We start from the raw sequence: 12,611 nt of genomic DNA, 5'->3' as shown, positions 1-12,611 counted from the left end.
GCTCCCTCCTCGGAGTCGGGCGTTCGCGCGTTCACCACCAGGCGTGGAAGTGGTGGACGGGCCCGTGCCCCGTGCCGGCTCCGACATCGAGACGCTCGCTCGCGGCGAGGGCCTGCGTCAGGTAGTCCTTGGCGTCACGGGTCGCTTCCGCCCATCCGTCACGCTGGGGACGCAACGCGGCCATGGCGGCGCTCAGCGTGCAGCCGGTGCCGTGGGTGTTCCGCGTCGCGATGCGCGGCGCCGACAGGTGGGTGACGTCGCCGCCGACGAGGAGGATGTCCTCACTCGAATCGCCCGTCCCGTGACCGCCCTTGAGCATGACGCCCGCCCCCAGTTGCGTCAGCCGTGCGGCGAGATCTTCGGTCGGCTCCGGCGGGGGCTCGGGCAGATCGAGCAGGACCGCGGCCTCGGCGAGGTTCGGCGTGATGACGTCCGCCGTCGGCACGAGACGCGAACGCAGCGCGTCGACGGCGTCCTCGTCGAGCAATCGGTCCCCGCTCGAGGCGACCATGACGGGATCGAGCACGCGCCACGGCACCTCGGGGTGTGCTTCGAGTGCGTCGGCGACGGTCTCGATGACGGCGGCGGAGCCGAGCATCCCGATCTTGATCGCGTCGATGCGCACGTCGGCCAGGAGGTTCTCGATCTGGGTGCGCACCTGGTCGGGCGTCAGCAGACCGACGGCCTCCACACCCTGGGTGTTCTGCGCGACGACCGCCGTGACGACGCCGCAGCCGTAGGCGCCCAGGGCGCCGAAGGTCTTGAGGTCGGCCATGATGCCGGCCCCGCCGCTCGGGTCGGTGCCGGCGATCGACAGCACGTTGGGGATGCGCGTCGTCATGCCCGCTCACCCGCGTCGCGAGCCAGCGCCTCGTCGAGCGCAGCCCGCAGGTCGCGGGTGGCCGAGGCGGGATCGGGCTGGCCGCAGATCGCCGAGACGACAGCAACACCTCGCACACCTTCCCGGACGAGGCCGCCGACGTCTGCCTGCTTGACGCCACCGATGACGACAGCCGGAACACCGCCCGCACGGGCCACTGAGACCAGAGCGCCGACGCCGTCGGCGCCGAGCGGCTCCGGAGCGTTCGGCTTGGTCGGCGTGGCCCGGTAGGGGCCGATGCCGAGCAGGTCGAGCGTGCCGGGCGGCATCGCGTCCGCCGCCCTGATCTCGTCGGCGCGAGAGACCGACCATCCGATGTGGAAGTCGTGGCGCCCGAGGGCCTCGGCGATTCGCCGTGCGGCGACGGGATCGAGATCGCTCTGACCGAGGTGCACGCCCGCGGCACCCGCCGCGAGCGCCACGTCGAGGCGGTCGTCGATGACGAGCGGTACGCCGGTCGGCTCGAGCGCCTCGACCAGTTCGGCTGCCAGTGCGGCCAGTTCGCGTGTCGTGGCGTCGTGGTCACGCAGTTGGACGATGTCCGCGCCGTGCTTCGCGGCGGCGAGTGCCGTCTCGACGACGCCCCGTGGGCCGCCACACAGGTGCGTGTCGGTGACGAGATAGAGGCGCGGCCGAAGGGAGCGCCGATCGGGCAGAGCCGCCTGCGAGGTCGCGGTCGACGTGGTGGTCGTGGTCGCGGTCCGCGGCGTCATCGCAGGTCCAGGTTCGCGGCGACGGCCTCGGCGTCGACCCGGGCGAGGGCGTCCAGCAACTCGACGGCGAAACTGCCGGGGCCACTGGCCCGGTACGCCGCGTCATCGGCGGCGACGGTGAGGGCCGCGGTGGCGGCTGCAGCCGCGAGGTGCGGCGTTCTGGCCACGGGCAGGTACGCAGCGACCATGGCTCCCAGGGCGCACCCGACGCCAGTCACCTTCGTCATGATCGGGTGGCCGTTCGCGATGCGAAGGGTAGGCGTGTCGGTCGCGACGACGGCGTCCACCTCCCCGCTCACGGCAACCGCTCCCCCGGTGCGAGCGGCCAGTGCGGCCGCCACGTCGAGGGCGGAGTCGACGTCGTCGCCGGCGTCCACGCCGCGCCCCGCGCCCGTCTCGCCGACGAGGCCGAGCACCTCGGAGGCGTTGCCACGCACGACGCTGGGGCGGTGTTCGAGCAGGTCGCGGGCCAGCGCCGTCCGGACGGGGAGAGCACCCACGGCGACCGGATCGAGACACCATGTCCGGCCCGCATCCTCGCGCGCGGCAGCGGTGGCGAGCATCGAGTCGACGGTCATGGCATTGACGGTGCCGACGTTGATGAGCAGACCGTCGGCGATATCAGCGAAGATCGGCCCCTCCTCGCGCGAGTCGACCACGGCAGGTGAGGCTCCGACGGCGAGGAGCACGTTCGCCGTGAAACCGGTGACGACCGAGTTCGTCAGGCACTGCGTGAGTGGTGCGGCCACGCGGACGGCGTCGACCACGGCTGCGATCTCGTCGACTTCGGCGCGAGGTCGTGTGGGGGCAGGGGTGTTTCGGGGCGCGATCATCGCGCGTCTCCTTCCTACGCCGGCATTACCCGGATCAGGTGTGCCCACCGATGACGGTGGATCTGGCGGTCGACGCACACTTGGCGTCTCTCAGCTCGAAGGCTCCCGCGGGACGCTCACCAATCTACCGATTCCCCTGGCGCCGCGGGGCGAGGGGGTCGATAGCCTGGAGGCAGACAGGTACACCCCTTCACAAGGAGTTTGTTGAGCATGCCCCAGGCCCAGACCGGCATCTTCGTCGAAGGTGCGACGTCGAGCGAGTACATCGAGTTCGAGGTCGCGCCCGGTTCGCTCACCTCGCTCTCGCAGCTGCTGCCGCTCTTCGAGGCCGAGCAGGACGACGTGGGCGTCAACTTCGTCGTCGGTGTGCGCCCCTCGCTCATGAAGGAGATCTCGCCGAAGCACACGCCCGAGAACGTGCACGACTTCGCCGACGACGTCGTCGGCGCCGACGGTTACGTCATCCCCGCGACGCAGCGCGACCTCGTCTTTTGGGTGTTCGGCGGTGCGCGCGACAAGGTGTTCGACGCGACGCGTCAGCTGCTTGCCATCGCGCGCGAGGTGGTGCCGGGTATCCGCGTCGTCGACGAGACGGAGGGCTGGGTCTACCAGACGAACCGTGACCTCACGGGGTTCGTTGACGGCACCGAGAACCCCACGACGATCGAGCAGTACGACGAGGCCGTCGTCACGGACGGCAAGCCCGGCGAGGGCTCGAGCGTGCTGCTGCTGCAGAAGTGGCCGCACAAGCAGAAGGCCTGGGAGTCGCTCTCCACCGAGGAGCAGGAGGGCGTCATCGGCCGTACGAAGGTCGACTCCGTCGAGCTCGAGGACAAGCCGGAGACGAGCCACGCAGAGCGCACCGACCAGGACGACTTCGGCCACATCGTGCGCCGCAACATGCCCTACGGCGACGTCAGCTCGCACGGCACGATGTTCGTCGGGTTCGCGTGCGAGCAGAAGCGTCTGCACGACATGCTCGAGTCGATGGCCGGCGTCGGCGACTACCCGCGCGACGCCCTGACGAAGTACTCGAACGCCGAGACCGGTTCGTACTACGTCATCCCCCCGGTGGACGCGTTCAAGGGCTGACGCTCCGCCGCCACGCACGCCGAGCGGCCGTAGCCAACTTCGACGTTGGCTACGGCCGTTGCGGTTGGTGACGTTGCACCGTCACCAACCGCAGCAAACGTCACCGGCTGGGGACGTGCCTCGGCGTCAGACGGCCCTCGTCAGGGCGGGACGGACGACGGGCTGGAAGCGCGTCAGGCCGTACTCGCGGTCGACGAAGCGGCTCATCCAGACGGTGAGGATGAGCGTGGTGACGGCCGACCAGACGACGGACCACAACTCCGTCTCACCCTGCGCGAGGGCGTCCGGGACGAACGGCGTGATGAGCCCGATGAACAGGTTGTTCGACACGTGCAGCAGCACCGGCAGCTCAAGTCCGCCGGACTTCCACGCCAGGTAGGCGGTACACACGGCGAAGAGGGCGATGTCGACGAGACCGACTGCGTCGTACCCGTGCAGCACGGTGAACAGGGGCGCCGCCACGAGCACGCCCCACACCGGCGAACGCAGCCAGGTTCCGATCATCTGCGGGAGCAATCCGCGGAAGACGTACTCCTCCGCGGCGGCCTGCAACGGCACGAGAACGACGGCGAAGAGGAGGATCCACAGCGTCGTCGACCGCGTGGTCGTCGTGAGGGTGTCCGCGTCGAAGAGGAAGATCGGCGCGAGGACGGCAACTGCGGAGACGGGCACGACGACGCGAGCTGCCTTCGCCATGAACTCCCAGCGGTAGTGGCCGAACACCGAGTGGATCGTGCCGCGTCGGCCACCGACGCGGACAGCCACCCACACGACCGGCAGGAAGAGCGCGACGGAGAGGAAGCCGTAGAAGAAGTCAGCCGGATTGCGTGAGTCCCCGAGGTCTTCGGTGGGTCGACGCAGTTCCGGGAAGATCGCGTGGACCGCGAAGGCAAGGCCAGTGGCCACGGCTGCGACGACGAGCGTCGTGACGACGAACATGAGCAGCATGACGAGCGGCCGCCACCACCGCCTGGAACTCGGTGTGACGTGGGCGAGCCGGTGGTAAGGCAGGTTCGCCCAGCGAGGCTCTGTGCTGGAAGCCGCCATGGCCTCGTCGGGAGCCTGGGTCGTCGGCAGAACCGGCTGCGCCGGAGCCCCCGCATCGAGGCCGACCGGGCGGACCGGCAGGGTGTTCGTGTGCGGCTCGTCGTGCCCGACGCCCACCGGCGTCGTGTGCTGCGGCTGTGGCCGCGTCTCGTCTCGTTCCATGCCTCAACCCTCGTCGCTCGAGCATGCCCGGCACATCGGCCCAGGGCATGGTCGTCGAGGTTCATTCTTTCGGCTGACGTACCGCGCCAGGGAGCGACCTTCGGCCGATACCGTCATCCCTTCGCGCGTTCCTACGATGGCGGTATGGCACCTTCCGCCGGCACGTCGCTGGCCACCTCGAACAACGAACGCCTCGCCGGCCGGCGGCGCTGGCGTCCGTTCGCGGTGAGCGCGGCCTGTTTCGTCCTCGGCGTCGTGATCTTCGGCATCCAGATCGAAACGCTCGAGGAGGACGGTCTTTCCTCCTACGAGAACGGGCTGCTCCTCTGGGATTTCCTCCTCGGCTTCGTCGCGGTGATCGCTGTGGGCCCGATGTCTCGCGCGGGGCGGTGGAACTACCTGCTCCTGCTCGCCTCCGCCGTCAGCGCTTTCGCGACACCCGCAGCGCTGGTCGCCGTCGTCCGACTCGGTGGGTTGCGCCGTCGCCGGGACGACGTCGCGGTGCTCGCTCTTCTCGTCGCGACGGGTCTTGTCCAGACGGCACTGACCGAGCAGCGGCTGTCCCTCGACTGGTCGACCCTCCTGTGGTCGCTCATCATGGTGCCGATCGGCTACGCCTTCCTCGCCTGGGGCCGTTCGCGGGCCGAGCGGGTGGAGTTGCTCGCGTCGTGGCAGGCGCAGGCCATCGCCGCCCAGCGCGAGCGTGCGGCCATCGAACGCGAACACGCTGCCCTGGCCCGGTCGAAGCAGATCGACGCGGAGCGTGCCCGTTCGGAGGAACGCACCGCCATCGCGCGCGACATGCACGACAGCCTTTCGCACCACCTCTCCCTCATCGCGATGCACGCCGGCGCGCTCGCCTACCGTGAGGACCTCTCGCCGGAGCAGATGCGCGCCACCGCCCGCACCCTGCGCGACGCTGCGGGAACCGCGAACGCCGAACTGCGCGACGTGCTCTCCGCGTTGCGCAGCCCCACACCCGATGCGCGGCCCCTCCCGTCGGCGCGTGATGTCCTCACGCTCGTCGAGGACGCTCGTGCGCAGGGCCGCCTCGTCACCGTCAGCTTCGAGGGCCTGGAGGAGACCGACCTCGGGACGCTGACCGGTACCAACGGCGCGGCAGTGCACCGCATCGTCAGTGAACTCATCGTCAACGCGGGCAAGCACGCTCCCGACGCTCCGCTCGCACTCACGTTCCGACGCGACGAGGACACGCTGGTCGTCGTGAGCACCAACCCCACGGCCGCGTCGTCGGAGGCCCTGAGCACCGGTCTCGGACTCGTCGGGGTGGGCGAGCGGGTGCGTCTGATCGGTGGCACGATGAACCGACGCGAGACACCCGGCTACTTCACTGTGGAGGTGCGCATTCCGTGGCGCAGCTGACCGACCCCGACGCCCGCGTTCGCGTGCTCGTCGCCGACGACGAGAACCTCATGCGCGCCGGGCTGCGGCTCATGATCGACGGCGCTCGCGGCATCGAGGTCGTGGGCGAAGCCGCCGATGGCACCGAAGCCGTGACGCTCACGCGTGAACTCGACCCGGACGTCGTCCTCATGGACGTCCGCATGCCGCGCATGAACGGGCTCGACGCCACCCGGGCGCTCGCCGACGAAGGGGCACGGGCGCGCGTCGTCGTCCTCACCGCGTTCGACACCGACGACTACCTGCTCGACGCGCTGCGCGGCGGGGCGGTGTCGTTCCTGCTCAAGGACTCTCCCCCGGAGGCCGTCGTCGAAGCCGTGCTCGACGCAGCCCGCGGCGGTGCACGGTTCTCGCCGTCGGTGCTGGCGCGGCTCGTGCGCTTGGCTGCGGACAAGCCTGCAGGTGCGGGTGCTGAGTCGGCCGACGGCATCGGACTCGGCGGCGGTTCGGTCGGGGATTCAGCCCCCGGCGCGCCGTCAGCGAAGCCATCACCCGCCCCCGCGCCGTCCGGCGTCACGGAGCGTGAGTGGGAGGTGGCCCAGCTCATCGCTCAAGGCCTGACGAACGCCGAGATCGCTCAGCAGCTGTACCTCAGCATGCCGACGATCAAGACCCACACGAGCCGACTGTTCGACAAGCTCGGCGTGACGAACCGCGTCCAGTTGGCCATCCGGGTGCTCGAGCTGTCCGAAACGTAGCCAACCTCGACGTTGGCCACGTTTCTTGCGGTTGGTGACGGTGCAACGTAGCCAACCGCAACGAACGTCACCGGCTGGGTCCACCGCTGGGGTGGCCCCTCACCGCCCCGCCTACACTTGCCGGGTGGATTCGGACGACATGGCAGCCCCTGAGCACGTGCACGAAGAGGCGCTGACGCCCGAGCAGGAGCAGCTGTTCGCCGAGACCGCGATCGACGCCGACGAGATGGCGACGACGTTGCGCGTCCTCGGCATGCTGCACGAACTGCCGGCGGGCCACCCCGACATCCAGCGGGTCAAGCGCGCCACCGGCACGATGTACAAGCGGGTACGCAAGGCGCGGCGCAACGAGGCGCGCGAGGCCGAGCTCGGGCCCTTGCGCGCCCACGACACGAAGGTGCTCGAGTCCACGGCTACCGGTTCGCCGCTTCGGATCGACGACGAGACGAAGGGCATCCCCCTGACGTCGAGCACGGTCGGCGACGTCGCGGGCGAGCTGCACACGCCGCGCGGTTGCTACATCTGCCACGAGAAGTACACGACCGTCGACGCGTTCTACCACTGGCTCTGCCCGAAGTGCGCGGCGATGAGCCACGCCAAGCGTCACCAGCGCGTCGACCTCACGGGCAAGCGCGCGCTGCTGACGGGCGGGCGCGCGAAGATCGGCATGTACATCGCACTCATGCTGTTGCGTGACGGCGCGCACCTGACGATCACGACGCGCTTCCCGCGTGACGCGGCCCGCCGGTTCGCGGAGCTCGCCGACTCGCCGGAGTGGATCGACCGGCTCAAGATCGTCGGCATCGACCTGCGCGACCCGACGCAGGTCATCGCCCTGGCCGACGAGGTGGCCGAGGCGGGGCCGCTCGACATTCTCATCAACAACGCGGCGCAGACGGTGCGGCGCACGCCCGGCGCGTACTCGAACCTCGTCGCGGGTGAGGAGCTGCCGCTGCCGCGCGACATCGCCTTGCCGCAGATCGTGCAGTTCGATCGCATCAGCGACGCGCACCCGGCCAACCTCGCGGGCACGCTCGCGGCGCACAAGCACACGCACGCGGCGGACGACGAGAACCATGACGAGGCGGGAGCCCGGGCGTCCGAGCTTGAGGCGCAGTCGGCGGCGGCGATGACGTCGCTCGCCCTGTCGGCCGGGCACGCGAGTCTCGATGCGTACCAGGCGGGTACGGCCGTCGACGCGGGCGGGTTGTTGCCGGACACGCAGCGCGTCAACAGCTGGAAGCAGAAGGTCGAGGAGGTCGACCCGCTCGAGCTTCTCGAGGTGCAGCTGTGCAACTCGACGGCGCCCTTCCTGCTCGTGAGCCGGCTGCGGCCGTCGATGCGTCAGGCGGTGAAGAACGGTGCGAGGCGCGCCTACGTCGTCAACGTCTCGGCGATGGAGGGGCAGTTCTCGCGCCGCTACAAGGGCCCCGGACACCCGCACACGAACATGGCGAAGGCGGCGCTCAACATGATGACGCGCACGTCGGCGGGTGAGATGTTCGCGACCGACAAGATCCTCATGACCGCCGTCGACACCGGCTGGATCACCGACGAACGTCCGCACCACGAGAAGCTGCGCATCGCCGAGGAGGGCTGGCACGCGCCGCTCGACCTCGTCGACGGCGCCGCCCGCGTCTACGACCCGATCGTCATGGGCGAGAACGGCGTCGACCAGTACGGCATCTTCCTCAAGGACTTCGCCGAGCACCCTTGGTGACGCCGACGTGCGGCCGGACCCCATCGGCTGGCTTCGTGACGCTGCCATCGGCTCATGGGGCGATCTGTGTCAGATCAGACGGGCGCCAGATCATTTCTAAGTGAGCGGTCCCAAGCAGTCTTTGTAACTTTAGGGCCCTAAAGTCACAAAGACTGGCGGCGGTTCGCGTCGCAGAGCCCCCTAGCCCGGGCAACGTCGCCGCGACGCGTGCGCGGCACTCATCGGGTGAGGTAGCTCACCCGCAGGTCACAGCGACCTAACGGTTGGGTGAACGAGTCGCGTCGGCGTGGCGTCATCTTCGTGAAATCGGCAACCATGGGCGCCATGCGTGACCTCTTAGCCGAACGCCGCTCGTCCGGGGTCGCCCGCGCCGTCCGCCGCGTCCGCTCGAAGGTCTCCTCCCGAGCACCCGGGTGCTCGCTGCCGACGCTTCTTCTGCGCGCGCCCGCGCTCATCGTCCAGGGGCGACGTGTGCGTCACGACATCGCCCGGCTGCCCAGCGCCACCGCGCGTGAGGGCGTGGCCAGTACCGTGCCGAACGGCTCTCACTTCGAGCCCGAGGACGACCATCACCTCGTCGTGCTCGGCGACAGCGTGGCCGACGGCGTCGGCATCAAACACCACCGCGACAGCATCGCCGGGCGTCTCGCCTGCCGCATGTCCGAGCGCTTCGAACACCCCGTCGCCTGGCACGTCATCGCTCGCTCCGGCGCCGACGCCCACGACGTCAGCCTCCTCGCCGGCACCGACGCAGTCCGCAGCGAACTCGCGCGCGCCGACGCGGTGGTCCTCAGCGTCGGCGTCAACGACGTGAAGAACCTACGCACCGAGGACGCCTGGCGCACCAGTCTGCGCACACTGCTCGACACGATCACCGAGGTGAATCCGCTCGTGCAGGTCGTCCTGCTCGGCGTGCCCCCGATCCAGGAGTTCCCCGCGATGCCGACGTTCCTCGGCCACACCCTCGGCAGCCGCGCCCTGCGCTTCGACGCCGTCGCGGCTGACGTCGTCGCCACCTACCCGAACGTGCAGCACTACCTGCTCACAGAATCGGGGCTGCTCGAGAAGGACAAGGCCTTCGCCGAGGACGGCTTCCACCCCTCCGCGTGGCTGCACAAGAAGCTCGCCAAACGCCTCGACACCCTCATCGCCGAACCCAAGCGACCCACCGACACGCACCTGCTCACCGAAGCGAACTGAGCCGCCGGGGAATGCCGGCCCCGACGCCGAGCGTTGACCCGAACGTGAGTGACAACGGCGCATCCCACCCGACTGACCCGACGACCCGCGCGAGCTCCTCGCCGGACGACACCACGATCGAGACCGTGTCGTTCGCCAAGAAGGCCGGCGACATCCCCCTGTCGATCCTCGACCTCGCCCAGGTGGGCGGCGGCCAGAGCGTCGGCGACGCCATCAACGCGAGCGTCGCACTCGCCCAGGCGGCTGAGGCGACGGGCCGTTTCGAGCGCATCTGGTTCGCCGAGCACCACAACATGAAACACATCGCGTCCGCGGCGACGTCGGTGCTGCTCGCGCACGTCGCGGCGCGCACGAACACGATCCGTGTCGGCTCGGGTGGCGTCATGCTCCCGAACCACTCCCCGCTCGTCATCGCCGAGCAGTTCGGCACCCTCGCCGAACTGCACCCGGGCCGCATCGACCTCGGCCTCGGACGGGCGCCCGGCACCGACCAGCGGACCTGGCAGGCCCTGCGACGCGACCCGCACGCCAGCGACCGCTTCCCCCAGGACGTCGTCGAGCTCCAGGGCCTGCTCTCCGACGAGAGCCCCCTCGCCGGCATCGAGGCCGTGCCCGGCCAGGGCACCCACGTGCCTCTCTACATCCTCGGCTCGAGCATGTTCGGTGCCAAGCTCGCCGCCGCTCTCGGCCTGCCGTACGCCTTCGCGAGCCACTTCGCGCCCGACGCGCTGCAGGCCGCGGTTCACGCCTACCGCACCGAGTTCCGCCCCTCCGAGCAACTGGCCGAGCCGCACGTCATCGCGGCCCTCAACGTCGTGGCGGCCGAGACCGACGACGCCGCGGCGACGATGTACGAGGAGGTCCTGCGCGCCCGCGTTCGCTCCCTCGCCACCCGCTTCGGCGCTGCCGACCGCCGCCTCAGCGACGACGAGATCGAGATGCTTCTCGACTCCCCCGCCGGCCAGCAGGCCAAGCACATGCTCACGTACACCGCCATCGGCGGGCCCGAGCGCGTCGGCGCCTACCTCGAACAGTTCGCCGAGCACGCCATGGCCGACGAGCTCATGATGACGAACGCGGCCCGCGGCCTCGAGGCCCAGAAGCGCGCTCTCGAGATCGTCGCCAGCATTCGATGATGCCTGGAAAACGCGACACCGGCACCGCGGCGCCCATTCGGAGGGTGGTGTTCGTCTGCTGGGGGAACATCTGCCGCTCGCCGATGGCCGAGCGCGTCGCCGCGACCTACTTCGCCGAACACGGCCTCGGCGACGTCGAGCTGACGAGCGCCGCGACGTCCACCGAGGAGATCGGCAACCCGATCGACCCTCGCGCCGTCACCGAACTGAAGAAGGCCGGCTACGACGCCGACGATCACAGCGCGCACCAGATCACGCGCGACGAGATCGACGAGAACGACCTCGTCGTCGCCATGGAGGACATCCACCTCGACCGGATGCGCGACATCTACGGCGGGGACCTGCCTGACCACGTCGTCCTCCTCACCGACTACGACCCCGAGGCCGAGCCCGGCGACGGCGTGCCCGACCCCTGGTACGGCGGTCAGGACGGCTTCGTCACGACGCTCGCGACGATGGAGCGGGCCATGCCCGCCCTCGCCGACGCGGTGCGCGAGCTCGACTGACGCTGCCGCCCGCCCCTGGCGCCCCCGATGCGGGTGGCTCGGGCCGTCATCGCCGCGGGCGCCGGCCCGACGAATGCACCGAGCCATCGACCAGTCGAGATCCGTTGCAGGCGGCGCCGGCAGCGACCTGCGTCGGCTGGTGTCGGCGCGTCGTCCGTCCGGCCCGGCATCCCGGCGAATTGCCTCTGGTGTCCGGAACATCCGCGTGGCAGGGTTCGTTACGACAGGTAAGACCTTCCATCGAACCCACCAGGGAGACGATCATGGGATTCACCGACAAGCTCAGGGCCAAGGCAGCCGAACTCGGCCTCGACCAGAAGGCTCAGCTCGCCAAGGAGAAGGCCGCCGCCGCGGCTGACGGCAACCGCGAGAAGATCGCCGAGGCCGTCCAGAAGGCCGGCGCCACCGTCAACGACAAGACCGGCGGCAAGTACGCCGACAAGGTCGCCAAGGCGCAGGATGCCGCCATGACCGGCGTCGACAAGGTGTCTGCCACGGGCGCCGCCACCGGCGCTGCAGGCACGACGACCGGTGACTTCGGCGACACGGCGGTCGGCAGCGAAGAGGCCATCGACCGCGCCATCGCACAGGACGGCCTGCAGACGGCCGACGACCAGTTCGGCGGCGAGAGCGCCGTCGATCGTGCGGTCGGCGCCGACGCACCGACGAGCTCGCTCGACCCGAACACCGCCTACTCCGTCGACGACAACGAGCCTGTCACGGACCCGGAGATCAACTCCGTCCACGGCGAGGCCGACGGTCTCGGCGAGAACAGCACCACCACCGACGGTTTCGGTGACGACGCCGGCGCGCGCGACGTGCGCAACGCCGACATCGACAACGCAGCCGTGACCGATCCCGAGATTAATTCCGTGAACGGCGACTTCGGTGCCGACGCAGACACGGGCGAGGCACTGGCCGACCCGGAGGTCACCGCCCTCAGCGGCGAGGCCGAGCAGGAGAACGCGGTCCGCCGCGTCGGTGACGGCCTCCCGGAGGACGGTCCCCACGGCGACACGCTGCGCTGACCGCACGCACGACGACTGACGCTGCGCGCGTCCCGGGTTCGCCTGGGACGCGCGCAGTTTTGGTTCTTCGCACCTGGTAGCCGCGAGCCGGGGGCCGTTCTCTGACCGATGCCGGAGCCCACCGGGATCCACCGCGTGGGACGCGGGTCTTCGCACCGAAATCGGCGTGCGAAA

Annotated in this window: 12 protein-coding genes; 8 read left to right on the top strand and 4 right to left on the bottom strand. The window is 69.9% G+C overall.

Annotated features, from left to right (window positions below; all coding sequences use genetic code 11):
• Nucleotides 1-31: 31 nt before the first annotated feature.
• From thiD to thiM, 3 genes are read right to left on the bottom strand one after another with little or no spacing between them, the layout of a single operon-like run.
• Nucleotides 32-841: a bifunctional hydroxymethylpyrimidine kinase/phosphomethylpyrimidine kinase gene (gene thiD, locus AA983_RS05125; RefSeq protein ID WP_047310961.1), complete on the bottom strand. Its 810-nt coding sequence runs from the start codon at nt 839-841 to the stop codon at nt 32-34.
• Nucleotides 838-1,593, bottom strand: coding sequence for a thiamine phosphate synthase (thiE, locus tag AA983_RS05120; RefSeq protein ID WP_052946878.1), 756 nt, complete (start codon nt 1,591-1,593; stop codon nt 838-840). The genes thiD and thiE overlap by 4 nt, the downstream gene beginning before the upstream one ends.
• A complete protein-coding gene (gene thiM, locus AA983_RS05115; RefSeq protein ID WP_156170181.1) occupies nt 1,590-2,426 on the bottom strand; it encodes a hydroxyethylthiazole kinase in 837 nt (278 codons plus the stop codon). Before thiM ends, thiE begins: the two co-directional genes overlap by 4 nt.
• Before the next feature lie 210 nt (nt 2,427-2,636).
• On the opposite strand from thiM, the gene AA983_RS05110 reads away from it, so the two are divergent.
• Nucleotides 2,637-3,518: a Dyp-type peroxidase gene (locus tag AA983_RS05110; protein ID WP_047310960.1), complete on the top strand. Its 882-nt coding sequence runs from the start codon at nt 2,637-2,639 to the stop codon at nt 3,516-3,518.
• 126 nt (nt 3,519-3,644) lie between these two features.
• On the opposite strand, the gene AA983_RS05105 is transcribed toward AA983_RS05110, so the two are convergent.
• Nucleotides 3,645-4,727 carry a CPBP family intramembrane glutamic endopeptidase gene (locus tag AA983_RS05105; RefSeq protein WP_052946877.1) on the bottom strand — a complete coding sequence of 361 codons (1,083 nt, stop codon included), beginning with the start codon at nt 4,725-4,727 and terminating at the stop codon, nt 3,645-3,647.
• Between the two features lie 144 nt (nt 4,728-4,871).
• On the opposite strand from AA983_RS05105, the gene AA983_RS14695 reads away from it, so the two are divergent.
• From AA983_RS14695 to AA983_RS15635, 7 genes are all read left to right on the top strand, one after another.
• Nucleotides 4,872-6,110 carry a sensor histidine kinase gene (locus AA983_RS14695; RefSeq protein ID WP_052946876.1) on the top strand — a complete coding sequence of 413 codons (1,239 nt, stop codon included), beginning with the start codon at nt 4,872-4,874 and terminating at the stop codon, nt 6,108-6,110.
• Nucleotides 6,098-6,847: a response regulator transcription factor gene (locus AA983_RS05095; protein WP_052946875.1), complete on the top strand. Its 750-nt coding sequence runs from the start codon at nt 6,098-6,100 to the stop codon at nt 6,845-6,847. Before AA983_RS14695 ends, AA983_RS05095 begins: the two co-directional genes overlap by 13 nt.
• Before the next feature lie 139 nt (nt 6,848-6,986).
• Complete coding sequence (locus tag AA983_RS05090) at nt 6,987-8,567, top strand: SDR family NAD(P)-dependent oxidoreductase (RefSeq protein WP_082128696.1); 1,581 nt, start codon at nt 6,987-6,989, stop codon at nt 8,565-8,567.
• Nucleotides 8,568-8,891: 324 nt separating this feature from the next.
• Nucleotides 8,892-9,767, top strand: coding sequence for an SGNH/GDSL hydrolase family protein (locus tag AA983_RS05085; RefSeq protein ID WP_197078943.1), 876 nt, complete (start codon nt 8,892-8,894; stop codon nt 9,765-9,767).
• 44 nt (nt 9,768-9,811) lie between these two features.
• Nucleotides 9,812-10,903, top strand: coding sequence for an LLM class flavin-dependent oxidoreductase (locus AA983_RS05080; protein ID WP_231579526.1), 1,092 nt, complete (start codon nt 9,812-9,814; stop codon nt 10,901-10,903).
• Nucleotides 10,903-11,409, top strand: a complete 507-nt coding sequence (locus tag AA983_RS05075; RefSeq protein ID WP_052946920.1) for a low molecular weight protein-tyrosine-phosphatase — start codon at nt 10,903-10,905, stop codon at nt 11,407-11,409. Before AA983_RS05080 ends, AA983_RS05075 begins: the two co-directional genes overlap by 1 nt.
• Nucleotides 11,410-11,672: 263 nt before the next feature.
• Nucleotides 11,673-12,437 carry an antitoxin gene (locus tag AA983_RS15635; RefSeq protein WP_052946873.1) on the top strand — a complete coding sequence of 255 codons (765 nt, stop codon included), beginning with the start codon at nt 11,673-11,675 and terminating at the stop codon, nt 12,435-12,437.
• Nucleotides 12,438-12,611 lie beyond the last annotated feature (174 nt).

Origin of the sequence: Dermacoccus sp. PE3 (assembly GCF_001021715.1) — a bacterium.
Taxonomy (GTDB): Bacteria; Actinomycetota; Actinomycetes; order Actinomycetales; family Dermatophilaceae; genus Dermacoccus; species Dermacoccus abyssi.
Note: the sequence above shows the minus strand (reverse complement) of the source record. Positions and strands in the feature narration are given on the sequence as shown.

What these genes read in the sequence shown, in the direction of transcription:
- thiD (WP_047310961.1), bottom strand. Translation starts at nt 841, where the DNA reads ATGACGACGCGCATCCCCAACGTGCTGTCGATCGCCGGCACCGACCCG.
- thiE (WP_052946878.1), bottom strand. Translation starts at nt 1,593, where the DNA reads ATGACGCCGCGGACCGCGACCACGACCACCACGTCGACCGCGACCTCG.
- thiM (WP_156170181.1), bottom strand. Translation starts at nt 2,426, where the DNA reads ATGATCGCGCCCCGAAACACCCCTGCCCCCACACGACCTCGCGCCGAA.
- AA983_RS05110 (WP_047310960.1), top strand. Translation starts at nt 2,637, where the DNA reads ATGCCCCAGGCCCAGACCGGCATCTTCGTCGAAGGTGCGACGTCGAGC.
- AA983_RS05105 (WP_052946877.1), bottom strand. Translation starts at nt 4,727, where the DNA reads ATGGAACGAGACGAGACGCGGCCACAGCCGCAGCACACGACGCCGGTG.
- AA983_RS14695 (WP_052946876.1), top strand. Translation starts at nt 4,872, where the DNA reads ATGGCACCTTCCGCCGGCACGTCGCTGGCCACCTCGAACAACGAACGC.
- AA983_RS05090 (WP_082128696.1), top strand. Translation starts at nt 6,987, where the DNA reads ATGGCAGCCCCTGAGCACGTGCACGAAGAGGCGCTGACGCCCGAGCAG.
- AA983_RS05085 (WP_197078943.1), top strand. Translation starts at nt 8,892, where the DNA reads ATGCGTGACCTCTTAGCCGAACGCCGCTCGTCCGGGGTCGCCCGCGCC.
- AA983_RS05075 (WP_052946920.1), top strand. Translation starts at nt 10,903, where the DNA reads ATGCCTGGAAAACGCGACACCGGCACCGCGGCGCCCATTCGGAGGGTG.
- AA983_RS15635 (WP_052946873.1), top strand. Translation starts at nt 11,673, where the DNA reads ATGGGATTCACCGACAAGCTCAGGGCCAAGGCAGCCGAACTCGGCCTC.